General features: G+C 74.1%; 20 protein-coding genes and 1 pseudogene. 6 read left to right on the top strand and 15 right to left on the bottom strand.

Features of this window, described 5'->3' with window-relative positions; translation table 11 throughout:
- Window positions 1–475: GntR family transcriptional regulator (locus BJF77_RS17475; protein WP_222845026.1), on the bottom strand; the 475-nt coding region annotated here is incomplete at its 3' end.
- Window positions 476–586: 111 nt separating this feature from the next.
- Between BJF77_RS17475 and pdxS the strand changes: the two genes are divergently transcribed.
- Window positions 587–1,543, top strand: a complete 957-nt coding sequence (pdxS, locus tag BJF77_RS17470; protein ID WP_047805306.1) for a pyridoxal 5'-phosphate synthase lyase subunit PdxS — start codon at window positions 587–589, stop codon at window positions 1,541–1,543.
- On the top strand, window positions 1,540–2,142 hold the full coding sequence (gene pdxT / locus BJF77_RS17465) for a pyridoxal 5'-phosphate synthase glutaminase subunit PdxT (RefSeq protein WP_047805305.1): 603 nt from the start codon (window positions 1,540–1,542) through the stop codon (window positions 2,140–2,142). The genes pdxS and pdxT overlap by 4 nt, the downstream gene beginning before the upstream one ends.
- 54 nt (window positions 2,143–2,196) lie before the next feature.
- On the opposite strand, the gene BJF77_RS17460 is transcribed toward pdxT, so the two are convergent.
- The 5 genes from BJF77_RS17460 to BJF77_RS17440 all read right to left on the bottom strand — a co-directional run bounded on the left by BJF77_RS17460 (window position 2,197) and on the right by BJF77_RS17440 (window position 6,960).
- Complete coding sequence (locus BJF77_RS17460; protein ID WP_075872962.1) at window positions 2,197–3,072, bottom strand: YgcG family protein; 876 nt, start codon at window positions 3,070–3,072, stop codon at window positions 2,197–2,199.
- A 145-nt stretch (window positions 3,073–3,217) separates the two neighbouring features.
- The gene (locus BJF77_RS17455; RefSeq protein WP_075872961.1) at window positions 3,218–4,105 is read right to left on the bottom strand and encodes a universal stress protein; all 888 of its coding nucleotides are present in this window, start codon (window positions 4,103–4,105) and stop codon (window positions 3,218–3,220) included.
- 47 nt (window positions 4,106–4,152) lie between these two features.
- Window positions 4,153–5,124 carry a universal stress protein gene (locus BJF77_RS17450; RefSeq protein ID WP_047805302.1) on the bottom strand — a complete coding sequence of 324 codons (972 nt, stop codon included), beginning with the start codon at window positions 5,122–5,124 and terminating at the stop codon, window positions 4,153–4,155.
- Window positions 5,125–5,175: 51 nt separating this feature from the next.
- Window positions 5,176–6,474, bottom strand: a complete 1,299-nt coding sequence (locus BJF77_RS17445) for an MATE family efflux transporter (protein ID WP_083665239.1) — start codon at window positions 6,472–6,474, stop codon at window positions 5,176–5,178.
- A gap of 114 nt (window positions 6,475–6,588) precedes the next feature.
- Window positions 6,589–6,960, bottom strand: a complete 372-nt coding sequence (locus BJF77_RS17440; RefSeq protein WP_062735477.1) for an RNA-binding S4 domain-containing protein — start codon at window positions 6,958–6,960, stop codon at window positions 6,589–6,591.
- Window positions 6,961–7,219: 259 nt separating this feature from the next.
- Between BJF77_RS17440 and BJF77_RS17435 the strand changes: the two genes are divergently transcribed.
- The gene (locus BJF77_RS17435; RefSeq protein ID WP_047805299.1) at window positions 7,220–8,059 is read left to right on the top strand and encodes an ABC transporter substrate-binding protein; all 840 of its coding nucleotides are present in this window, start codon (window positions 7,220–7,222) and stop codon (window positions 8,057–8,059) included.
- Between the two features lie 158 nt (window positions 8,060–8,217).
- Window positions 8,218–10,194 carry a M13 family metallopeptidase gene (locus BJF77_RS17430; RefSeq protein ID WP_075872959.1) on the top strand — a complete coding sequence of 659 codons (1,977 nt, stop codon included), beginning with the start codon at window positions 8,218–8,220 and terminating at the stop codon, window positions 10,192–10,194.
- Between the two features lie 121 nt (window positions 10,195–10,315).
- On the opposite strand, the gene BJF77_RS17425 is transcribed toward BJF77_RS17430, so the two are convergent.
- Genes BJF77_RS17425 through BJF77_RS17410 form a run of 4 tightly spaced genes read right to left on the bottom strand, consistent with a single transcriptional unit; the run spans window position 10,316 to window position 16,108 of the window.
- Complete coding sequence (locus tag BJF77_RS17425; protein ID WP_083665238.1) at window positions 10,316–12,133, bottom strand: amidase; 1,818 nt, start codon at window positions 12,131–12,133, stop codon at window positions 10,316–10,318.
- Complete coding sequence (locus tag BJF77_RS17420) at window positions 12,130–13,233, bottom strand: agmatine/peptidylarginine deiminase (protein ID WP_075872958.1); 1,104 nt, start codon at window positions 13,231–13,233, stop codon at window positions 12,130–12,132. Before BJF77_RS17420 ends, BJF77_RS17425 begins: the two co-directional genes overlap by 4 nt.
- 50 nt (window positions 13,234–13,283) lie before the next feature.
- A complete protein-coding gene (locus BJF77_RS17415) occupies window positions 13,284–14,927 on the bottom strand; it encodes an amidohydrolase (protein WP_047805296.1) in 1,644 nt (547 codons plus the stop codon).
- 32 nt (window positions 14,928–14,959) lie between these two features.
- Window positions 14,960–16,108: an MFS transporter gene (locus tag BJF77_RS17410; protein ID WP_222845025.1), complete on the bottom strand. Its 1,149-nt coding sequence runs from the start codon at window positions 16,106–16,108 to the stop codon at window positions 14,960–14,962.
- Between BJF77_RS17410 and BJF77_RS22210 the strand changes: the two genes are divergently transcribed.
- Entirely contained in the window at window positions 16,107–16,232 is a 126-nt protein-coding gene (locus BJF77_RS22210) for a hypothetical protein (protein ID WP_255396348.1), read from the top strand. The genes BJF77_RS17410 and BJF77_RS22210 overlap by 2 nt on opposite strands.
- 78 nt (window positions 16,233–16,310) lie before the next feature.
- On the opposite strand, the gene BJF77_RS17405 is transcribed toward BJF77_RS22210, so the two are convergent.
- The 5 genes and pseudogenes from BJF77_RS17405 to BJF77_RS17385 form a co-directional block, all read right to left on the bottom strand.
- Entirely contained in the window at window positions 16,311–16,928 is a 618-nt protein-coding gene (locus BJF77_RS17405) for a TetR/AcrR family transcriptional regulator C-terminal domain-containing protein (protein ID WP_075872957.1), read from the bottom strand.
- A gap of 140 nt (window positions 16,929–17,068) precedes the next feature.
- Window positions 17,069–18,595, bottom strand: a complete 1,527-nt coding sequence (locus tag BJF77_RS17400; protein WP_075872956.1) for an APC family permease — start codon at window positions 18,593–18,595, stop codon at window positions 17,069–17,071.
- A complete protein-coding gene (locus BJF77_RS17395; RefSeq protein WP_047805292.1) occupies window positions 18,592–19,488 on the bottom strand; it encodes a universal stress protein in 897 nt (298 codons plus the stop codon). Before BJF77_RS17395 ends, BJF77_RS17400 begins: the two co-directional genes overlap by 4 nt.
- Window positions 19,485–20,956: pseudogene (locus BJF77_RS17390) on the bottom strand (flavin monoamine oxidase family protein). The gene BJF77_RS17395 and the pseudogene BJF77_RS17390 overlap by 4 nt, the downstream one beginning before the upstream one ends.
- 61 nt (window positions 20,957–21,017) lie before the next feature.
- Window positions 21,018–21,590 (bottom strand): hypothetical protein, encoded by a 573-nt coding sequence (locus BJF77_RS17385; protein WP_255396347.1) that lies wholly within the window; start codon window positions 21,588–21,590, stop codon window positions 21,018–21,020.
- A gap of 317 nt (window positions 21,591–21,907) precedes the next feature.
- Between BJF77_RS17385 and BJF77_RS17380 the strand changes: the two genes are divergently transcribed.
- Entirely contained in the window at window positions 21,908–22,573 is a 666-nt protein-coding gene (locus BJF77_RS17380) for a TetR/AcrR family transcriptional regulator (RefSeq protein ID WP_047805289.1), read from the top strand.
- The last annotated feature ends 4 nt before the right edge of the window (window positions 22,574–22,577 follow it).

The raw sequence follows: 22,577 nt of genomic DNA, 5'->3' as shown, positions 1-22,577 counted from the left end.
GGGCCGGGGCGGCGGCCGCCCCCGGCGGGCGGCGGCCGCGGCGTCCCGCCACGCGGCCCGCCAGCCGGGGGTGGCCAGCCGCGCGGTGTCGGGGGCGCCCGGGGGTGAGGTCGATCATGGGCCGGTCCCGGGCCCGCCGCGGCGGCGGCGCCGTCGGCCGGGACCCGGACCGGTCGTCCGGGCGGGGTTCCGCCCGCTCGACGCGGGAGCGGGCGAGGTCGGGATGGACGACGGTGGCCCCGTTGGTCGCGTGCAGATAGCCCTCGCCGTGCAGCTGGTCGTAGGCGGTCACCACGGATCCCCGCGAGACGCCCAGCCGGGCGGCGAGCCCCCGCGTGGAGGGCAGCGGGTCCCCGGGGCGCAGCACGCCGGAGACCACCAGCTCCCGCAGCTGCTGGACGAGCTGGGCGGGCAGCGGGGCGGGGTCGGCGCGGTCGACGCGCACGGGCAGGTCGACGTCGTGGGAGTGGCGCACGGGCACCTCGGGTCCTGGTCGGGGCCGGGCGGAGCCGGACCGCAAGTGGTCCAACGAATTCTACCGTCGGTGGACCTGTTGGTGGACCACTCAGGGGCGGAGGATGGTCGTATGACCGATCTGCAGACCACTCCTGCCCAGAACTCCGCCCGGACCACCTCCCCCGCGGACGCCACCCCGCTCACCGGCTCCCCGCTGGTCAAGCGCGGCCTCGCCGACATGCTCAAGGGCGGCGTCATCATGGACGTCGTCACCGCCGAGCAGGCCCGCATCGCCGAGGACGCCGGCGCCGTGGCCGTCATGGCCCTCGAGCGGGTGCCCGCCGACATCCGCGCCCAGGGCGGCGTGGCCCGCATGTCCGACCCGGACCTGATCGAGGGCATCCAGGCCTCCGTGTCGATCCCCGTGATGGCCAAGGTCCGCATCGGCCACTTCGTGGAGGCCCAGGTCCTGGAGCACCTGAAGGTCGACTACATCGACGAGTCCGAGGTCCTCTCCCCCGCCGACTACGTCAACCACATCGACAAGCAGCGCTTCACCGTCCCGTTCGTGTGCGGTGCCACCAACCTGGGCGAGGCCCTGCGCCGGCTCGCCGAGGGCGCCGCCATGATCCGCTCCAAGGGCGAGGCCGGCACCGGGGACGTCTCCGAGGCCACCAAGCACATCCGCACCATCCGCGGCCAGATCGCGGAGCTGCAGGCCCTGTACGCGGTCTCCCCCGACGCCCTCTACGTGAAGGCCAAGGAGCTCGCCGCCCCGTACGACATCGTCCTCGAGGTCGCCCGCACCGGAAAGCTGCCGGTCGTGCTGTTCACCGCCGGGGGTGTGGCCACGCCCGCGGACGCCGCCATGATGATGCAGCTCGGCGCCGACGGGGTGTTCGTGGGCTCGGGCATCTTCAAGTCCGGCAACCCCGCCGCCCGGGCGCAGGCGATCGTGAAGGCCACCGCCTACTACGACGACCCCGAGAAGATCGCCGAGGCCTCCCGCGGGCTCGGCGAGGCGATGGTCGGGATCAACGTGGGCGACCTCCCCGCCCCGCACCGGCTCGCGGAGCGCGGCTGGTGAGCTCCGCGCCCCGGGTCGGGGTCCTCGCCCTGCAGGGCGGGGTCGCCGAGCACGCCGCGATGCTCCGGGAGCTCGGCGCGGAGGCCGTGCTCGTGAAGACGGCCGAGCAGCTCTCCGGGCTGGACGCGATCGTGCTGCCCGGCGGGGAGTCCTCCACCATGGACCGGCTGCTGCGCCTGTTCGGGCTGCGCGACCCGTTGCGCGAGGCCGTGCTCGGCGGGCTGCCGACCCTGGGCACGTGCGCCGGGCTGATCCTGCTCTCCTCCGGCATCGAGGACCCGGCCCCCGGCCAGCGCACCCTCGAGGTCCTGGACGTCACCGTGGCCCGCAACGCCTTCGGCTCCCAGACGGCCTCCGAGGAGGCCGTACTGACCTGGGGCGACGACGGGGCCACCGTGCGCGCGGCCTTCATCCGCGCCCCCGTGGTGACCCGCGCGGGCGAGGGCGTCACGGTGCTGGCCCGGCACCGCGGCGAGGTGGTCGCGGTGGCGAGCGGCAGCGTCGTGGGCATCTCCTTCCACCCCGAGCTGACCGGGGAGACCGCCGTGCACCGGCACCTGCTCTCCCTCGTCGCCGCACGGCAGGCCCTGCCCGCCTGACGGGAGCCGGCGCGGCGCCGCCCACGGGACGGTGCCGCGCCGGCGGGCGCCCGGTCAGTAGCTGCCGGAGGCCCCGCCGCCCGTGAAGCCGCCGCCCCCGCCGAAGGAGGACCCGCCCGCGCCGCCGCCGTCCGTGCCGCTGCCCGAACCGCCGGAGTACAGCCCCGGGTTGGCCAGGTGGAGCGGCAGCCACACGGCGGGGTTCGTCACGGCGTCGTCCTTGCGGTGGTGGTAGCGGTACGTCCGGTACGCCTTCTGCTGCTCCTCGGTGAGCGGCAGGTCCGGGTCCCGCTGCCGGGCCGCCCGCAGCTCCTCGTCGGCGATCCGCCGCCGGCGGCGCAGGTCCGCGGCGATCCACCAGGCGACGAGCACACCGACCAGGCCGAATCCGCCGGCGACCCCGCCGAACAGCGCCCAGTCGAAGGGTTCCTGCGGGGGCTCCTCGCCCCGGGCGTAGACGTAGACCTGCTCCACGGCCTCGGCCAGGCCCTCCGCATAGTGCCCGTCCGCGAAGGCGGGCTCGAGCACGTCCTCCACGACCCGCTCCGCCTCGTCGTCCGTGAACTGCTCCCGCACCCCGTCCGCCGACTCGATCCGCAGCTCCCGGTCCCCGGTGGCCGCGAGCACGAGCACGCCGTTGTCCGCCCCGGCGTCGCCCACCTCCCACGCGGTGGCGATCTCGCGGGCGCGGTCCTCGATCGGCCCGCCCGTCTCCTCCACCGTGAGCACGGCGACCCGCGCGGCGTCCGTGGCCGCGTTGTGCTCCTGGATCAGGGCGTCGAGCTCCCGCTCCTGCGCGTCCGTGAGGACGCCGGCGGCGTCCAGGACGTCGGAGTCGACGGGCGGTGCAGGAACTCCCGGCGCCGGGGCGGAGCACGCGGTGAGGACGGCGCCGCCCAGAGCGACCGCGGCCAGTGTCCGTCGGCGCACGGCTCCTCCTTCCCGGCCCCCGGCGGTCCGGGGCTCGTCCCCAGCGTCGCAGACCGCGGCCGCGAGCGGATCCGCCTGCCGGGCGAGCTTCGGCGCCGCGGGGACGGGCACGCTCCGCCTGCGGGCGGACGGCGCCCGGACGGACTCAGCCCTTCCGGCGGGTGGGGACCACCATCACCGGGCTGCGGCCCTCGTTGAGCACGGCCTGGGAGACGGAGCCCATGAGCAGGCCCCGGAAACCGCCGTAGCCGCGGCTGCCGACCACCACGAGGTCCGCCGTCCGCCCCGCCCGCACCAGCTGGTCCGCGGGCGAGCCCGAGAAGACGTACGTCTCGACGTCCAGTCCCGGGTGGTCCTCCCGCACGCCCGCGGCGACCTGGTCCACCAGGGCCTGGGCGGGCTCGGTGAGCTGCTCGCGCACCGCCCGGTCCAGGTCCGCGGAGCCCGTGGGCACGCTCGCGGCCTCCGGTACCACCGTGACCAGCGTGAGCCCGGTGCCGTGCCGCGCGGCGTACCGTGCGGCCGCGACGACCGCCGGGTTGTCCCGCCCCAGTCGGTCCACGCCGACGAGCACCCGGCCACTGAACGGACCCTCGGCGCCGCGGTCGGCCCGCGGGTCCCAGCGCTCCGGGAGCACGACCACCGGGCACCGGGCGTGCGCCGAGGCCGCCGCCGAGACCGAGCCCAGGCGTCCGCGCACCCCGCGGCGGCCGCGGCGGCCGAGCACCAGCGCCGCGGCGTGCTCGGACTCCTGCACCAGCACGCCCGCCGCGTCACCGCGCTCGGCGACGCCGACGGCCGGGACGCCGGCCTCCCGGGCCCTCGCGACGGCGGTGCCGGCGACCTGGTCGGCCTCCGCCTCGATCGCCTCCAGGAACGGCCCGTACAGGCTGGGGTCCACGGCCACGGGCCGCCCCATGGAGACCACCACCCTCAGCTCGGACCCGAGGGACCGCGCCTCCTGGATGGCCCAGTCGAGGGCACGGTCGCTGTTCTCGGAGCCGTCGTAGCCGACGACGATCTGCTCTGCCATGGGTGGCTGCTTCCTGTTCTCGCGGCGCGCACCCCCGGAGGAGTCGCTCAGGCGGGGTGGGCCGGCACGATCATGACCGGTCCGGCGGCGTTCTCCAGCACGGCCTGGGAGACCGAGCCGAGCAGCAGCCCGCGGAACCCGCCGATGCCGCGGGAGCCGACCACGACCAGGTCCGCGGAGTGCGTGGCGTTCATCAGGATGCGTCCTGGGCGGCCGACGAAGATGTGGTGCTCCACGGTGAGGCCGGGGTGCTCGGACGCGATCTCCCGCGAGATCTCCTCGAGCTTGCGCTCGGCCTCGCGGAAGTACCGGGCCTGGTTGAACTCGTCCTGGAACCAGGAGGGCGTGCCGGACAGGGCCCCGTTGACGGAGACCAGGGCCAGGGGCTTGCCGTGCTCCTCGGCGTACTGCACGGCCTGCCACAGCGCCGGGTTGCGCGAGCCGAGGGCGTCGAGACCGACGACCACCCGCCCCGAGAAGTCGATCTCCTCCGCCTTGACCGGCCCCTGGTCCTCCAGCGCGTAGTCGGTGCCGCCGCGGCTGCGCTCGCCGTGCTTCTTCTCCGCCGGTTCCGGGACGACCACGACCGGGCACTTGGCGTGCGCGGCGACCGCCGCGGACACCGAGCCGAGCCGGCCGCGCAGGGCCCCGCCGCGGCCGCGCTTGCCCATGACGACGAGCGAGGCGCTGCCGGACTGCTCCACGACGGCCTTGGCCGCGTCCCCGGCGGCCTCGACGGTCTCCACGGGCAGCCCCGCGTCCTCCACGACCCGCCGGGCCTCGGCGAGGTGCTCCGCGTTCTCCTTGGTCACCGCCTCGGTGAAGCGCTGCTCGAGCCCGGGGTCGCCCACCCCGATGACCGGATAGGCGCCGACCAGGCGGACCGAGAAGTCGTGCGCCCGGGCCTCCTCGACCGCCCGGTCGAGGGCGTGCCGGGCCTGGTCCGACCCGTCGATCCCGACGAGCACGACGTCGTGCCCGGCAGCGGGCTGGTTCTGCGTGCGGGAGTCGTTGTCCATGGGCGCAATTTTAGGTGATCCACCGCACATCCCGCCGTGGGTTCCCGGTTGTTACCGCGCGTTCCGGAGCAGCCAGGCGTCACCGCGGGCCCGCAGCCCGAGGGTCAGCGCCCGGGCTCCCAGATAGCCTCCTGCGTAGGCGATCCACAGCCACACGAGTCCGCCGGTGCCCGAGCCGCCGGAGCCGGCCACGAGGGCCAGCAGCGGGGCGTAGACGGCGAGGTTGAGCACCCCGGCCACGGCGAGGTAGCGGGCGTCCCCGGCTCCGATGAGCACCCCGTCGAGGACGAAGACGTAGGCGGCCAGCGGCTGGCCCGCCGCGACCACGAGCAGGGCCGCCGCGAACAGGGCCTGCACGGCCGGGTCCGGGCTGAGCAGGAAGCCCAGACGCGTCCCGAGCACGGCCACGGCCAGACCGGTCACCACCCCGAAGCCGAGGCCCCAGAGCACCAGCCGGCGCATCAGGTCGCGGATCGCCCGCCGCTCGGCCGGCTCCGCCAGGTCCCGGGCGCCCATGTCCCGGCCCAGCAGCGCCTGCGCGGCGATGGCCAGGGCGTCGAGGGCGAAGGCCAGGAAGCTGAACACCGTCATCACGAGCTGGTGGGCGGCGAGGTTCTGGGCGCCCTGGGCCGTGACCACCAGGACGGTCGCGAGGATGGCCACCCGCAGGGACACCGTGCGGAGCATCAACCAGGACCCCACGGCCAGGTGGGAGCGCAGCCGGGCCCACGAGGTCGCCGGCCCCACCCCGTGCCGGCGGGCCAGCCGGTGCACGATCCGCAGGTAGGCCAGGGCCATGGCCCACTGCACGGCGCTCGTGCCGATCGCGGCGCCGGCCACGCCCAGGCCGGCGCCGTGCACCAGCACGAGGTTGAGCACCGCGTTGGCCGCGGCCCCGATCCCCGCGATGAGCAGCGGGGTCCTCGTGTCCTGGAGCCCGCGGAGCACGCCGGTGGCCGCGAGCACGAGGAGCATGCCGGTCAGCCCGGGCAGGGACCAGTGCAGGTATGCGACCGCGTGCTCCAGGACCTCGCCGCGGGCACCCATCCGCTCCAGCAGGGGCCGCCCGAGCACCCAGCCCGCCGCGGAGAGCAGGACGCCGAGCCCGGCGGCCACCCAGAGCCCGTCCCGGCCCACCGCCACGGCCTCGGGGAGCCGGCCGGCGCCGAGGTGCCGGGCCACCGCGGGCGTGGTGCTGTAGGCCAGGAAGACCATCAGCCCCACGACCGTCTGGACCAGGGCGGCGGCCACGCCCACCCCGGCCAGCTGCGGGGTGCCCAGGTGCCCGACGATCGCCGAGTCCGCCAGCAGGAACAGCGGCTCGGCCACGAGCGCGCCGAAGGCGGGCACCGCGAGGGCCAGGATCTGCCGGTTGAGCCCGCGCGGCGTGCGGTGGTGGTCACCGGACCAGGGTACCGACGCCCCCGCGCCCGCCGGTGCGGCCGGCCGTCCCCCCGGAGGCGCTCACAGCCCCCGGAGGCGATCCATCTCGCGGCGGTCCTTCTTGGTGGGACGTCCGGCGCCCCGGTCCCGGCGCGGCACGGCCGCGTGCAGGGCGGGGGGCGGGGGCGGGCTGTGGTCCACGTAGGCGGCCGCGGCCACGGGAGCGCCGACGCGCTTGGTCAGCAGCTGCACCACCTCCAGGACCTGCTCGTGGCCGGGACGCCGCACGGTCACCCGCTGGCCGGGCCGCACGGGCTGGGCCGCCTTGACCGAGGTGCCGTCGATCTTGACGTGGCCCGCCCGGCACGCGGCCGTGGCGGCGGACCGGGTCTTGAACACGCGCACCGCCCACAGCCACGCGTCCACGCGCACGCTCGCCGGCGCGGCCGTCATCGGTGTGCCCCCGCGGCGAGGATGTCGTCCGTCCGAGTCATGAGCCCATTGTGCCGAAGACCGGGCTCCGGTGCGGACCCGGCCACCGGTCCGCGTGGACAGCAGTGGGGACAGCTGATGTGCTACCGACCAGTGGTGCGCAACACACCGGCAACCCCGGACGCCCTACACTGAGGCACATTCAGCAGTGGCTCCCTCTCCGGCACGACGCCGCGCCGGGGGCGGACGAGCCAGCACCTCCCGAGGGAAGGAAAGATCCATGAAGAGCAGGTTCCACGGGGCAGCGACCCTGTCCGTGCTGGCCGTCTCCGCGCTGGCGCTGAGCGCGTGCTCGGACACCGGCGGGGGCGAGCAGGCCGGCGGCGAGGCGACCGGCGGGGAGATCAGCCTGATCAACGAGGGCACGCTGACGGTGTGCTCGGACATCCCCTACCGCCCCTTCGAGTACACCGAGAACGGGGAGACCGTCGGCTTCGACATCGACCTGGTCAACAACATCGCCGAGGACATGGGGGTGGAGACGGAGTTCATCCGCACCGCCTTCGAGGGCATCCAGTCGGGTGTGGCCCTGGACTCGGACCAGTGCGACCTCGCCGCCTCCGGGATGACCATCACCGAGGAGCGCGAGTCGGTCATGGACTTCTCCGAGCCCTACCTCGACGACAACCTCGCCCTGCTGGTGGCCCCGGACGCCGACATCGACTCCCTGGCCGACGTCGAGGGCAAGCGCGTGGGCGTGCAGCAGGCCACCACGGGCGAGACCCAGGCCCAGGAGAACAACGCCGAGGTCGTGCAGTACGAGGACTCCGCCCTGATGATCCAGGGGCTCAACACCGGCGACGTCGAGGCCGTGATCGGCAACATCTCCGTGATGGGCCCGGCCATCACCGACAACCCGGAGCTGCGCCTGGTCGAGGAGATCGAGACCGGCGAGCAGCTGGGCCTGGCCGTGAAGACCGGCAACACCGCCCTGCTCGAGCAGGTCAACGAGTCGCTGGCCACCATGGAGGAGAACGGCACCCTCGAGGAGCTCGAGGGCAAGTGGCTGGGCACCGGCGAGGCCGCCGGCTCGGCGAGCCCGGAGCCGTCCGCGAGCTGATCCGCCCCGCGCCCACCCGGGTGTGACCACCACCACGGACGCCGTGGCCCGCCGACCGCGGGCCACGGCGCTCCCGTCCGTAGGCTGGGACCGGGCGGGCGGCGTCGTCGGCCCCGTGCGTTCCGACACGCCCCACGACCACGACAGGGGATGCGCCCGTGACGACCGCCTCCGGCCTGGACCTGCAGCACCTCCACCCCGGCGTCCGCCCGCAGGACGACCTGCACCGGCACGTCAACGGCGGCTGGATCGACGCCCACGAGCTGCCCGCGGACCGCGCCTCCGACGGCGCGTCCGCACTCCTGACCGAGCTCAACGCCCGGAGGGTGCACGAGATCGTCCGGGCGGCCCCGGCCGGGTCCCCGATGGCGGTCCTGCACCGCTCCTTCCTCGACGAGGGCGCCGTCGAGCGCCGCGGCCGGGACGCCCTGGACCCCGACCTCGAGCTGCTCGGCGCCGCGCGCGGCAAGGATCAGCTCGCCGGGGCCTCGGCGGCCCTGCAGCGCACCGGGGTGGACGGCCTGCTGTCCTTCTTCGTGGAGAACGACTCCGGGGACTCCTCCCGCTACTCCTTCTTCCTGTGCCAGGACGGGCTGTCCCTGCCCACGCGGTCCCACTACACCGACGCCGTGCACGGGCCGCTGCGCGCGGCGTTCACCGGCCACGTCGCGGCGATGCTCGAGCTCGCGGGCCTGCCGGCGCGGTGGGGCGTGACCGGCGAGGAGGCCGCCGGCACGGTGCTGGCCATGGAGACGCAGCTGGCCGCCGCGCACTGGGACACCGTCGCCGCGCGGGACGTGGCGCAGATGCACAACCCCGTGGACGTGCCCGGCCTGGTGGCCATGGCCCCCGGCTTCCCCTGGGCGGCGTGGCTGGCGGGCATCGCCCCGCAGCGGGGCGCGAGCGCCTTCGACCGGATCATCGTGCGCCAGCCCTCCTTCACGTCCCGGCTCGGCGAGCTCTGGGCGGAGTGGTCGGAGCAGCAGATCCGGATCTGGCAGTCGTGGCGGATCGTGTCCCGGCGCGCCCCGTTCCTGCCCCAACCCTTCGTGGCGGAGAACTTCCGCTTCTACAGCACCGCCCTGTCCGGGATCACCCGCCCCCGGGAGCGGTGGAAGCGCGCCGAGTTCCTGGTCACCCGGGTCCTGGGCGACGACGTGGCCCGGGCCTACGTGGACCGCTGGTTCCCGCCCGCGCACCGGGCCCGGGTGGAGCAGCTCGTGGAGCACCTGCTGGCCGCCTACCGGGAGCGGATCGGCCGGCTCGAGTGGATGTCGGAGGCCACCCGGGCCCGGGCCCTGGAGAAGCTGTCCACGTTCACCGTCAAGGTCGGCTGTCCCAGCACCTGGCGGGACTACTCGGGCCTGGACCTGGACCCCACGGACCTGCTCGGCAACGTCCGCGCCGGCCTGGCCCTGGAGCACGACCGCGCCGTGCGGAAGATCGGCACGCCCGTGGACCGCGGCGAGTGGCTGCTCCACCCGCACTGGGTCAACGCCTACTTCCACCCCGTGCTCAACGAGGTGGTCTTCCCCGCCGGGATCCTGCAGCCGCCCTACTTCGACGCCGACGCCGACGACGCCGTGTGCTACGGCGCGATCGGGTCCGTGATCGGCCACGAGATCGGCCACGGCTTCGACGACCAGGGCGCCCGGTACGACGCCCACGGGCACCTCGTGGACTGGTGGACCGACGAGGACCGCGCCGAGTTCGCCCGGCGCACCGCGGCGCTCGTGGCCCAGTACGACGGCTTCACCCCGCGCGGCCTCTCCGCCGAGCACCACGTCGACGGCGCCTTCACCGTGGGCGAGAACATCGGGGACCTCGGCGGCCTGGAGATCGCCCTGGTGGCCTACCGGATGGCGCTCGCGGAGCAGGGCCTGGACCTGGCCACGGCGCCGGTGCTGGACGGGCTCACGGGCGCCGAGCGGTTCTTCTACGCCTACGCCGGGCTGTGGCGCTCCACCGCCCGGGAGCAGGAGCTGATCAACCGCCTGGCGGGCGACCCGCACGCCCCGGACGAGTTCCGCTGCAACGGCGTGGTCCGCAACATGGACGCCTTCCACGAGACCTTCCGCACCCGCCCCGGCGACGCCCTGTGGCTCCCCCCGGAGGCCCGCGTCACCGTCTGGTGACCGCCCCCTCCCCTTCCCCTTTCCCCCTTGCCCGCGAGATGGCACGTGGCGGCGACCGAAGCGTGCTGGGTCGCCGCCACGTGCCGTCTCGCGGGCAGGAGAACCGGGAGGGCCGGGCGGGTCAGGCGGGCAGGGGTGGGGTGCGCGGGGGGACGGTGCGGCGGGCGCCGGTGGCCTCGAACGCCGCGGCGAGGCGCAGCAGGGCGGTGTCGTCCCACGCGCGGCCCGCCAGGGTGAGGCCCACGGGCATGCCGGTGTCGGCCATCGTGCCCATCGGCACCGTGACGGTCGGGATCCCCAGGTGCCGGGGCACGAGGTTGCCGTTGGCCACCCACACGCCGTTGCGCCAGGCCAGGTCCGCGGAGACCGGGTCGACATCGGCGTCGGCGGGCCCGACGTCCGCGACGGCGGGGAAGACCACGGCGTCCAGGCCCAGCTCGTCCATCCACTGCTCCAGGTCGACGCGGCGGGTCTCCTCGAGCCCGCGCACCCCCTCCGCCAGGTGCGGGATCCGCGTCAGCACGGGCACACCGTGCTCGCGCACGAAGTCCGGGTAGTCGGCGATGTCGTCGTCGAACCCGTCGTAGCGGTCGGGCAGGGCGCCGGCCGGGTGCGGGAAGATCCGGGAACCGTCCACGTCGGCCAGCCGGTGCAGGGCGGGGTCCCCGTTGGCCTCGAGGAAGTCGTGCCACGCCCAGGCCGAGAGGTCCACGATCTCCCGGTGCAGGTACTCCGCGCTCACCAGTCCGCGGGTGGCGAGGGTGGGCGCTCCGGGCCGGTCGCCCTCGTAGTTGCTCACCACCGGGAAGTCGACCTCGACCACCGTGGCGCCGGCGGCCTCGAGGTCGTGCCGGGCCGCCTCCCACAGCGCGATCACGGAGGGGCGGGTCTCGATGCGCCGGCCGGTCGGGCCGCCGATGCCCGGGGACTCGGCGGTGCCGGCCCCGGGGTCGGCGTTGACGTACATCCGCGGCACGCCCAGCCGACGTCCCGCCAGGACGCCGGCGGCCGCGGCGGCGTCGGGCACCGCCAGGGCCGGGTAGGAGGCCGGCCGCACCGCCGAGGCAGCCGGGACCTCGATCCAGGGCTGCACGCGCCAGAAGTCCCCGCGGGTCTCGGGGTCGTCGGCGACCACCACGTCGAGGACCTCGAGCAGGTCGGCCACGGTGCGGGTGTGGGGGACGACGACGTCCATGGTGGGCACCAGCGGCCAGTTGCCGCGCACCGAGATCACCCCGCGCGAAGGGGTGTAGGCGCACAGGGCGTTGTTGGACGCCGGGGCGCGGCCCGAGGACCAGGTCTCCTCGCCGAGCCCGAACGCGGCGAAGCTCGCGGCCGTGGCCGTCCCGGAGCCGTTGGAGGAGCCGGACCCGAAGGCCGCGGTGAGGTAGGCCCCGTTGTAGGGGCTCTCGGCCCGGCCGTAGACGCCGCGCTGCATGCCGCCGTTGGCCATCGGGGGCATGTTGGTCAGCCCGAGCAGCACCGCACCGCCGGCCCGCAGCCGCTCGATCGTGAAGGCGTCGCGCTGGGCCACGAGGTGCTCGAACGCGGGCGAGCCGGCCGCCACGGTGAGGCCGCGGACCTGGTAGCTGTCCTTGGCGGTGTACGGGATCCCGTCCAGGGGGCCGAGCACCTCCCCGCGGGCGCGGCGCGCGTCGGAGGCGCGGGCCTCCTCCAGCGCCGCGGGGTTGTCCACGACGACGGCGTTGAGCTCCGGGCCGCCGCGGTCGTAGGCCGCGATGCGGGCCAGGTAGGCGGTGACCAGCTCCTCGCTGGTGGTGCGCCCGGCCTCCAGCGCCGCGCGCAGCTGCGCGATGCCCGCCTCCACGACGTCGACCCCGCGGCCGGTCCTGCCGCCGGGCCTGCCGTCGGCCGGGGTGCCGGGCCGGTCGTCGGCCGGGGTGCCGGGCCGGTCGTCCGGGCCGCCGGAGGTGCTCATCGGGTGCCCTCCCCGTCCGTGGCGGCGCCGCGGGGCGCCGGCTGCTGCTGGGTGATGCAGTGGATGCCGCCGCCGAACGCGAAGATGTCGCGGGCGTCGACCAGCTCCACCGCCCGGCCCGGATAGGCCTCGGCGAGGATCTCCGCGGCGAGGGCGTCGTGCGGGTCGTCGAAGGCGCACAGCACGACCACGCCGTTGGCGACGTAGTGGTTGATGTAGGAGAAGTCCACGAATCCGTCGCCGGCGTCGAGCACGGTGGGGGCGGGGACGTCGACGACGCGCAGCCGGCGCCCGCGGGCGTCGGTGGCGGCCTCGAGCACCGCACGGATCTGCCGGGACACCTCGAAGTCGGGGTGGGCGGGGTCGTCCTGCCGGTGCACCAGGACGGTCCCCGGCCCGGCGAAGGCGGCGACGATGTCCACGTGGCCGCGGGTGCCGAACTCGTCGTAGTCGCGGGTGAGCCCGCGCGGCAGCCAGATCGCCCGGGACGTGCCCAGCCGGGCGTGGACCTCCGCCTCCACCTGCTCCTTCGTGGCGCCGGGGTTGCGGCCGGGGTCCAGCTGCACGGTCTCGGTGAGCAGCACGGTCCCCTCGCCGTCGACGTGGAACCCGCCGCCCTCGTTGACCAGGGTGCTGGCCCGCACCGCGGCCCCGGCGCGCTCGGCCACGAAACGGCCCAGGTGCTGGTCGTGGCCCCAGGCGGCCCACTCCTGGGCGCCCCAGCCGTTGAACACCCAGTCCACGGCGACCACGTCCCCGGCCGGGTCGTGGGCGAAGGTGGGCCCGGAGTCGCGCAGCCACGCGTCGTCGAGCGGAGCCGTCACCACGTCGACGCCCTCCCCCAGCGCGGCGCGGGCGGCGTCCGCGTCGGCGGGCGCGGCCACCACGGTGACGGGCTCGTGACGGGCGATCGTGCGGGCCACGGCCGCCCAGGCCCGCCGGGCACGGTCGAGGGTCTCGCTGCCGGCGGGGCCGAAGGTGTCGTTGGGGGGCGGGAAGGCCATCCAGGTGCGGTCGTGGGGACCCCACTCGGCAGGCATCACGGTGGTCGCCGCAGCGGCCGTGGCAGCAGGGTCGGCGGGGCGGGTGGCAGGGTTCATGGTCGTCGTTCCTCGGGTCGTCGGGCGGACAGGGGGCGGGGGCGCGCCGCTCACGGCGCGGCGGGCTCGGCGGTGGACGCGAAGGCGACGCGGCCGGCCACGACGGTCAGCCGCGTGCGGTTGCTCAGCAGCTGCGCGGCCTCGGCGGCGAAGGGGTCCGCGTCGAGAACGGCGAAGTCGGCGAGGTGGCCCGCGACGATCCGCCCCTCCTGGTCCTCGGCGCGGCAGGAGAAGGCGGCGTCGCGGGTGGCGTGGCACAGGGCGTCGGCCAGGTCCAGGGCGTAGCGGGGCAGGTTGGCGGGCAGCGAGGGATCCAGCGCGGATCGGCGGGTCGTGGCCACGTACAGATTGGGCAATGGCTGGTGGGGCGCGGTCGGCGCATCCGTGCTGATCGCCAGGGTGGCACCGGCGGCGAGGAACTCCGTCCACGGGTAGGCGCGCTCGGCGCGGTGGTCGTCCAGCACGGCCCGCCAGTTGTCCTGGATGGCCGGGTCGGCGTGGACGGGCTGCACGGAGGCCACCACGTCCAGGGCGGCGAGCCGCCGCACGTTGGCCTGGGTGACCGTCTCCAGGTGCTCGATCCGGTGCCGGCGGTCCTCCCGGGGGCCGTTGATCCGGTGGGCCTGCTCGAGGGCGTCCAGAGCGATGTCCGAGGCCTCGTCGCCGATGGCGTGCAGGGCGACCTGCAGCCCGGCGGCGTCGGCGGCGACCACCACCGGTGTCAGCGATTCCCGGTCCCAGATGGGCCCGCAGGTGCTGCCGTCGGCGTAGGGCTCCTTCATGGCCGCGGTGCAGCTGTCGATCACGCCGTCGACGACGACCTTGATCCCGCAGATCCGCAGCCAGTCCCCGGAGAGCTCCCCGGCCAGTTGCACCGCCCGGGCGACCTGGGCGAGGTTCTCCGCCTCGGTGCCGCGGCGGTGGACGAGCCAGTGGCCCTTCACCCGCAGCGGTAGCGTTCCGCCGTGGCGCTCGGCGGCGCGCCGGAATGCGGCGAGGTCGTCGTCCTGGACGGCCATGTCCACCGCGCCCGTCACGCCGACGGCCAGGTAGTGCTCGAACGCGGACTCCAACTGGGCGTCCCGGTCGGCATCGCTGGCCGCCCGCGCCAGGGCCGGCCAGACGATCTGCTGGGCCGCAGTCTCGTGCAGCATCCCGTCGGCCGCCCCGGTGACCGGGTCCCGGCTGATCCGGCCCCCGATCGGGTCCGGCGTGGTGTCGTCGATGCCCAGTTCGGCCAGGGCGGCGCTGTTGACCCACACCGAGTGCAGGTCGTTGGCGTCGAGGTACACGGGGCGGTCCGGAACGGCGTCGTCGAGCAGCTGCCGGGTGGGCGCCGTCCCGCCGAGAGCGCTGTAGAGCCAGCCGGAGCCCAGGACCCGGGGCGCGTCCGGATGGTCGTCGACCGCCCGGCGCAGCCGCCGCTGGATCTCGGTGAGGTCCGCGGCGTCGCGCAGCGCCACCTTCTGCAGGGACTGTCCGGTCATCAGCAGGTGGGTGTGGGCGTCGATGACGCCCGGGAGGACGAAGCCCCCGGCGAGATCGACCTCGGTGGCGCCGGGACCGGCCGCCCGCCGGGCGGAGTTCTCGGTGCCGACGTACAGGAAGCGCTCGCCCTCCACGACGAAGGCCTCGGCGTCGGCGCCGTCGGCGGTGAAGACGGTCGCGTGGGTGTAGAGGGTGCGTGCGGGCACGGAACTGCTCTCTGCTCGTGGGGAGGGGGACATCAGACGATTGCCGCCTGTGGGAACTCGGTCTCTGCAGCCCGACGGGCTGCAGTAGCTTCGGTGCGGACGGAATGGCGGGAGATGAGGGCAATGGGAATCAGGAGTACGAACGTCATCCCGGCCAGCACCGCACCCAGGGTGGTGTAACCGGCCGCCGCCGAGATAGAGGTGCCGAACACGGGGGCGAAGGAAGACCCGATGAGGTAGACCCCCAGCACCGGAGCCGACCACTTCCCCGAGGCGTCCAGGGCCGCTGCCACGGCGATGATGTAGATGAAGGACAGCATGTAGAGGGTGTTCCAAGCGATGACCACGACCATGTACCACCCCGGGTCGGTCACGCTCCCGGCGAGCAGCTTCAACGCCCCGCCCGCCACCAGGGCCACCACCAGCGGTGCCGTACGGCCCAAGCGCGGGCCCGCAAGTCCCACCAGGGCCGAGGCGATCAGCCCCCCGAGGGTGGACAGGCTCAGCACCAGCCCCATTCCGGTCTCGTCCAGTCGGGCCTGTTCGGCGCCCATCGTGGCCGCCACCGCCCACAATGAGTCCTCGCTCAGCGCCCACAAGGCGAAGCAAACCAGCAATCCAAACCCAGCGACCGTCGTCGTCCGTGAGGTCGGGGTGGCAGACACAGCGGAGGACTCCCCCGTGGCGCCCACTTCCGGGGCCGGACGGTCAGGCAGCCACCCGGTGGTGAACAGGGCCGCTAGGGCGAGGCCCGCGAGCAGTCCGAAAGCGCTGCCCATACCGGCACCCAACACTGGGATCACAAACAACACAACTGAGACGATCGCGCGGTTGGTGAAGCCGTTGATGCCCGAGGCACGGTCAGGATTGCGCAGGGCGCCGAGTGCCGCCCCACCGGCGGAGACCGCCCCACCGGCGCCCACCCCGCCGAGCACGACGCCGGCAACAACCATGGGCACGGAGGGAACGAATGCAGCCACACCGAAGCCCATGGCAGTCAGGCCCAGCCCAGCACGGGCCACGATGTACCGCCCGGACCGGGCCGACCAGCGGGAGGTCAGCAGGCAGGTTACGGCGCACACCAGAAGGGACGCCGTCATCAACGCCCCCGCTCCGGTGACGGAGAAACCGGGTTCCCCCGTGAGGGCCACGATCATGACCGGAACCAGATTGGCGGTCATGAACCCCACCACGCTGATCCCGAAGACCGACACGGCGCGTGTCGTCGTCAGGGGCACACGGCCGGCGTTCTCCGGTGCCGCTACGTTCTGGGACATGGTCTTCCCCCTCATGGCCGGGATGTGAGTGCCATCACCTTTAATGAAAGGCTTTCATTATTATGAAGCCCGTGTCCTGCGGCCACAAGACCTTGGTGAAAGGTTTTCAGTGAATGGTGCGGAGCACCTGCTCGCGCACACCTGCGACGAGCACGTCCAGGCCGAAGGCGAAGGCCGCCTCCGCCCGCTCCTCCACGGAGCCGAGCCCGGCGATGGCCCGGCTCAGAGCGGGGAACCGACCTTCCGGCGGCGCCCAGACGACCTCGGGCCCCGTCAGGTCGAGCGCGGAGCCCAGGGCCAGGTAGTCGATCGCGGAGATGGCCGGGACGACCGCCTGCCGTGCGAGCCCGGCCCGCTCCAGGACGACCGCCATGTCCTCGTAGATCCCGATCACCCCGAGGTCCTGGACGGTCTGGGTGATGAGCAGGGGCACCAGGCGCGGATGGGCGACCATGCAGTCCCGGTAGGTCCGCACGAGCGCCCGCAGCGCCTCCTCCCACGGCAGGTTCTCGCAGTCCACCGGAGCAGGGGTCGCGAACACCCGGCCGCGCATCAGCTCCACGATGTGCTCCCGGTTGGCGATGTGGTTGTACAGCGCCGACTGGCTGACGCCCAGGCGGCGGGCGACCTTCGGGAAGCTGAAGTCCCCTGTCTCGTCGACGAGCGCGAGGGCGGCGGTGACGATGGCGTCGACCGACAGGAGCGGCGAACGGGGACGGGCCATGGGGAACTCCTCGGACGGTGCGGGTCCTGTCGAATCTACCGAGGATCCGCCCGGCCGGTCAGCCGCGCCCACGCCGGGGCCGAGGCCCCGGGGCCACCCCCCGGGGTCCTCGGCCCCTCCGGCACCGCCGACCGGTCGGCTCAGTCGAGGACCGGCAGCTCGGTGGTCTCGAAGCGCTCCCGGAAGAAGGACGGGTTGCGCCGGTACTGGACGAGCATGACGACGATGCCGAGCAGGAGCATGCCCACCCCGAGGACGAACACCAGGCCGACCCCGCCGATCGACGACCCCGAGCCGTACTCCGGGTCCATGGAGTCGTAGGACGTCTGCACGAAGAAGACCAGCAGCAGGATCCCGCCGAGCAGCGGAGCCAGGAACTTCGTCAGGAACGCCTTCGCGGTGCGGAAGGCGTCGCGGCGGAAGTACCACACGCAGGCCAGTGCGGTGACGCCGTAGTAGAAGCAGACCATCATCCCCAGGGTGGTGATGGTGTCCCACAGGACGTTCTCGGAGACCACGCGCATCACGGCGTAGAACACCGAGGCGATGACGGCCGCCGCGATCGTGGCGTAGCCCGGGGACTGGAAGCGGGAGGTGATCCGGGCGTACTTTGCCGGCAGCGCCCCGTAGTGGCCCATGGCGAGCATGGTGCGCGCCGGGGAGATCATCGTGGACTGCAGCGACGCCGCGGAGGAGGAGAGAACCGCGAGGGACATCAGGATCGCGAACGGGCCCATGACCGGACCGGCGAGCGCCGCGAAGACGTTCTCCTGGATGTCCTCGTTGCCCAGGCCGAGCTCTGCGGCACCCACCCCCGAGTAGGACAGCACGGCGAGCGAGACGGCCATGTAGAGGGCGACGATGACGAGGATGGTGGCGATGGCCGAGCGGCCGGGCCCGGTGGCGGAGTCCTTGCTCTCCTCGTTGAGGGTGAGCACCACGTCCCAGCCCCAGTAGATGAACACGGACAGGGACACGCCCGCGGCGAACGCGGAGAAGGTCTCCACGCCGAACGGGTTGAACCACTCGGCGCGCACGGCGAGGCCGTCGAAGGCCGTGCCGCCGGCGACGTGGCCGAAGGCCGCGGCGGCGAACCACAGCAGGACGAGCAGCTGGAAGACGACCAGGACGTACTGCACCACCTTGGTGGCCTCCATGCCGCGGTAGGAGATCCAGGCCGCGGCCGCCACGAACGCCAGGCAGGTGGCCACGTTGACGGGCACGTTGCGGGTGAGCTCCGCGATGGCGTCGTTGCCGGTGATCTGGGCGATCGCCAGGTAGAAGAAGTCCACCGCGATGCCGGCCAGGTTGGACAGCACCAGGATGGTCGCGGCGAGGAGTCCCCAGCTGCCCATCCACCCCACCCAGGGGCCGAAGGCCTTCGACACCCAGGTGAAGGTGGTGCCCGAGTCGGGCATGGCCCGGTTGAGCTGCCGGTAGCCGACGGCCACGAGGAGCATGGGCACGAAGCCGACCAGCAGGATCGCCGGGAGGTGGGTCCCCACCGCGGCGGCGGTGGGCCCGAGGGCGCCGGAGAGGGTGTAGGCGGGCGCGATGGTGGACACGCCGATGACCACGGAGCCGAGGAGGCCCACCGAGCCCTTGCTGAGCCCCTTCTCGTGGCCGGTCCTCTGCTCGTGGGCGAGCGGTGCGGTGCCGGTGCTCATGACGCGGCCTCCTTCTCGGTCTGGTCCGGAGCATCCTCCGGGAGGGGCCGGGGCACGACGACCATCGGCACCGGGATGTGCTTGAGCAGCCGGGCTGCGGTGGTGCCCAGGAAGGTCTGCCGTCCCTGGGCCAGGCGGGACGAGCCGATGAGCAGGATCCCGCCCGGGGCCCAGTCGACGTCCTGGGCGGCTTTCTTGAGGGTCCGCCCGGAGGCGACCCGCACGGTCACGGGCCGCGTCCGGCGGGCCTCGGCCGCCGCGGCCTCCAGGTGCTCCTCGACGCGGCGGCGGGCCTGCTCGGTGGCGTCCGGGTCCGCGGCCTGCCCCTCGAGGAAGGAGATCAGCTCCAGCTCCAGGCCGGAGCGCTCGACGGCCTCGACCGCCTCCCGGATGACCTGGTGCGCTCCGGGGCGGGTGCCCACCGCGGCGTAGAGCCGGGTGAGCGGCTGGTCCCCGGCATACCGGCGCGGAGCGAGGGCCACCGGGACCGGTGAGCTGTGCAGCAGCGAGTTCACCACGGAACCCAGGGTCGGGCGCCCGCCGCCCGTGCCGGCGCCGACCACGATCATCGCGGCCCCGAGCTCGGTGGCGGCCTCGACCAGACCGGCGGGCACGGACCGGGCCTCCCGCACGTGGGTGCGGGCCGTGACCCCCTCGGGCACCAGCGCGGCGGCCTCGCGCAGCCACTGGTGGGCCTGCCGGCGGAGCACCTCCGAGATGTCCCCCACCGGCGGGTAGACCTGCTGGTACGGGTCGTCCGTGCGCAGCACGAGGACGATCTCCAGCTCGGCGCCCACGTCGCGGGCGAGCGCGCCGCCCAGCCGCACGGCGTCGCGGCTGCGGCGGTCGCCGCTGCAGCCGACGACGTAGCGCGGCACCCCGGCGGTGCTCATCGCCCCGCGCCCGTCAGCGAACCGGCGCGGAGGATCCCGTCCGCCGCGGCCCGGCCCTGGCGCAGGGCGCCGTCGACGTGCTGGTAGCCCTCGGCGGCGAGGTCGGAGCAGGCCCAGCGGATCGGGCCGACCGGGGTGGCCTGGTGGGCGCCGTAGCGGTGCAGCCCGCCGAGGTCGTAGCTGGCGGCGTAGGCCCCGCGGGTCCACTCCTCGGAGCCGAAGTCGGACTCGTAGTAGACCACCGGCTCCAGCGCCTCCTCACCGAGGTAGCGGGCGAGGGACTCGAGGATCAGCCGGCGGCGCTCCTCGGCGGGCAGGGCGAGGACCGCGTCGGCCTTCTCGTCGGAGACGAAGCCCACCAGGGTGCCCCGGGGGTCCTCGTGGTTGGTGTTGTCGTAGACCTCCTGGCAGAGCTCGTGGGCGCCGAAGCCGGTCCCGGAGAGGCCCTTGGCCCGCCAGAACGGCGTCTCGTACACCGCGTGCACCTTGATCACCAGGCCCAGGGACTGGTGCTGGTGCATCTGGTGCTGCAGCCGCGGCAGGGGCGGCTCGAAGGAGATCCGGGAGTAGAGGTTCGGCGGGACGGCCACGACCACGTCCTTCGCCCGCACGGTGAGCCGGTCGGACCAGACCGTGACCTCCGTGCCGGGCACGTGCTCGGCGTAGGTCTGCCCCTCGCCGGCCCAGCGGATGGTGCGCACCGGGGTGTCGAGGAACACGACGTCCTCCCCGAGCTCGGCGGCCATGGCCTCGGAGACGGACTGCATGCCGCCGACCACGCGGCGGTCCAGGATGAAGTCCTCGTCCACGAGGTTGGAGAAGGACCCGGCGGAGGCGGCCATCAGCACGGCCTGCAGGGTGGAGAAGGCGTGGGACGGCTTGGTGAGCATCGCCCCGGCGATGAACATGCCGATGTTGGTGCAGGCCTCCTCGTCCGCCGACTGCTGCCGCAGCCAGTGGTGGAAGGAGATCGTGTCCAGCTCCCGGGCCAGCGGGTGCGCCCACGGCTGCGCCACGCCGATCTGCTCGACCAGTCCGTCGAGGATCCCGACGAGCCGCTCCATCTCGGCGATCGTGGACTCCCGGCGGGGAACATCGACCCGGTGTAGGTGTGGCGGGCGCCGTCCGGGGCGAGGTAGACGGACTCGCCCTCGCGGTAGCGCTGGTAGGTGCCCAGGCCGAGCTCGTCGACGAGGGCCAGCAGCTCGGTCTGGTCCGGGGAGATCCACTGCCCGCCGAGCTCCAGGAAGGCGCCCTCGACGGTCCGCGACCAGGTGCGCCCGCCCACGCGGTCGCGGGCCTCCAGGACGGCCACGGTGCGCCCGGCGGCCACGAGCGCGCGGGCGGCCGTCAGCCCGGCGGGACCGGCTCCGACGACGACGACGTCGCGCTCGATCGCGGTCTCGCTCCCGAGGGTTCGTTGATCGGTCACTGTGTTCTCCTTCACGCTAAAATGAACTTGATTCATTAAGCGGGAGCGCACAGGAGCCCGTCAAGAGCCGCAACAAGAAATTCACACGGCGGGAGGGCTACTTCTTGGTCCGGCGGCTTCCGGCGTGCCAGTCCTCCTCGGTGCCGGGGCGGTCCGGGGCGGCGCCGAGCCCCCGCAGCTGCGGCTGCTCCCGGAGGCTGCGCTTGAGCTCGGCGAAGCCGGGGAAGCGGGCGAGCGCCACCACGTGGTCCCACAGCTCGAGGGCCTCGTCCTCCCCCGGCAGCCGGCTGATCACCGGGCCGAAGAAGGCCACGCCCTCCGGGGGGCCGAAGTGGATGATCGGTGTGCCCACGTCCCGGCCCGTCAGGGCCAACGCCTCCTCGGTCTCCGCGCGCACCACCGAGTCCAGGGACTCGTCGTCGAGGGCGGCGGCGAGTCCGGCCGGGAGCCCGGCGGCCTCCAGGACCGGCGCGAGGAAGGCCGGCGTGGCCCGGCGGTCCTTCTCGGGGGTCTCCGGGCCAGGCACCGGGTCGGCGTCGAAGCTGTGCGCCCCGAGTGCCGCGTACAGCCGGCCCACGGCCTCGGGACCGTGCTCGGCGCGGGTGCGGGCGGCCACCCGCAGCAGGTGCAGGCCGGCCGTGTGGCCGGCTCGTACTCGGGCGGGAACCATGCGTCGTAGTCCACGTGCTCGTTGAGCAGGCGCAGGGAGATGAACCGCCAGTCGACCCGGTAGTCCCTCCGGGCGGCGACCGTGCGGACCCACTTGCTGGTCAGCCAGGCGAAGGGGCAGGTGGGGTCGAAGTAGAAGTGCAGGTCGGCGTCCGTCATCGTCCACACGCTAGGAGCACCCCCGGCGACGGTCAAGGATCCGCCGGCCGCGGCGCGGCCGCCCGGCCGCGGACCTAGACTCGACCTGACCGCCCGCCCCCGGCGGCCGCCGCCGGCGGCGCCGGGCCCCGCAGCACCACCTCCAGGAGGACCCCGCCCATGGCTCCCGCCCGAACCCCTCCTCGCCGCCGCGGGCGCCCGAGCCAGCCGGTGCTCTCCGAGGAGCGGATCACCAGCGCCGCCATCAAGATCGTGGCCACCCGGGGCTACCGGCACCTCACCATGACCGAGCTGGCCCGCGAGCTGAAGGTCTCCACCTCGGCGCTGTACAACCACACGTCCTCGAAGCGCGACGTGCTGATCCGGGTCCAGGACCGGATCAACCAGGGCATCGACCGCTCCGGCTTCGACTCGCTCCCGTGGGACCGGGCCCTCGAGCGCTGGGCACGGTCCTACCGGGACTGCTACGCCCAGCACACGGCGATGATCCCGATCATGGCCGTGCTGCCCGTGGCGGACTCCCCGCACACCCTGGAGATGTACGAGGCCGTGGCCCGGGGGCTCGCGGACGCCGGCTGGGCGCGCGGCGACATCGCCGACGTGATCGTCTCGGTCGAGTCCCTGGTCTTCGGCGCCGCCTACGACGCCACCGCGCCGGCCGACATCTTCGACCCCGGGGAGCGCTCGGACCTGGCCCCGGTGTTCACGGACGCCGTGCGGGCCCGCCCCGCGGACGCGGCGGCGGCGGCCGACGAGGCGTTCGACGTGGCGCTGCGCGCCATGCTGGACGGCCTGCGCCTGCGCCTGGCGGCCGGGCGGGGCTGACCCG

This window comes from Kocuria sp. CNJ-770 (assembly GCF_001942375.1).
GTDB lineage: Bacteria > Actinomycetota > Actinomycetes > Actinomycetales > Micrococcaceae > Kocuria > Kocuria oceani.
This window is presented reverse-complemented; position numbering and strand designations above follow the sequence as displayed.

Coding starts and splice junctions, on each gene's coding strand:
- BJF77_RS17440 (WP_062735477.1), bottom strand. CDS start 6,960: ATGACGGCCGCGCCGGCGAGCGTGCGCGTGGACGCGTGGCTGTGGGCG.
- BJF77_RS17455 (WP_075872961.1), bottom strand. CDS start 4,105: ATGGCAGAGCAGATCGTCGTCGGCTACGACGGCTCCGAGAACAGCGAC.
- BJF77_RS22210 (WP_255396348.1), top strand. CDS start 16,107: ATGAACCCCACCACGCTGATCCCGAAGACCGACACGGCGCGTGTCGTC.
- BJF77_RS17405 (WP_075872957.1), bottom strand. CDS start 16,928: ATGGCCCGTCCCCGTTCGCCGCTCCTGTCGGTCGACGCCATCGTCACC.
- BJF77_RS17395 (WP_047805292.1), bottom strand. CDS start 19,488: ATGAGCACCGCCGGGGTGCCGCGCTACGTCGTCGGCTGCAGCGGCGAC.
- BJF77_RS17425 (WP_083665238.1), bottom strand. CDS start 12,133: ATGAGCACCTCCGGCGGCCCGGACGACCGGCCCGGCACCCCGGCCGAC.
- BJF77_RS17385 (WP_255396347.1), bottom strand. CDS start 21,590: ATGGTTCCCGCCCGAGTACGAGCCGGCCACACGGCCGGCCTGCACCTG.
- BJF77_RS17450 (WP_047805302.1), bottom strand. CDS start 5,124: ATGGACAACGACTCCCGCACGCAGAACCAGCCCGCTGCCGGGCACGAC.
- BJF77_RS17410 (WP_222845025.1), bottom strand. CDS start 16,108: ATGACCGCCAATCTGGTTCCGGTCATGATCGTGGCCCTCACGGGGGAA.
- BJF77_RS17420 (WP_075872958.1), bottom strand. CDS start 13,233: ATGAACCCTGCCACCCGCCCCGCCGACCCTGCTGCCACGGCCGCTGCG.
- pdxS (WP_047805306.1), top strand. CDS start 587: ATGACCGATCTGCAGACCACTCCTGCCCAGAACTCCGCCCGGACCACC.
- BJF77_RS17435 (WP_047805299.1), top strand. CDS start 7,220: ATGAAGAGCAGGTTCCACGGGGCAGCGACCCTGTCCGTGCTGGCCGTC.
- BJF77_RS17380 (WP_047805289.1), top strand. CDS start 21,908: ATGGCTCCCGCCCGAACCCCTCCTCGCCGCCGCGGGCGCCCGAGCCAG.
- BJF77_RS17400 (WP_075872956.1), bottom strand. CDS start 18,595: ATGAGCACCGGCACCGCACCGCTCGCCCACGAGCAGAGGACCGGCCAC.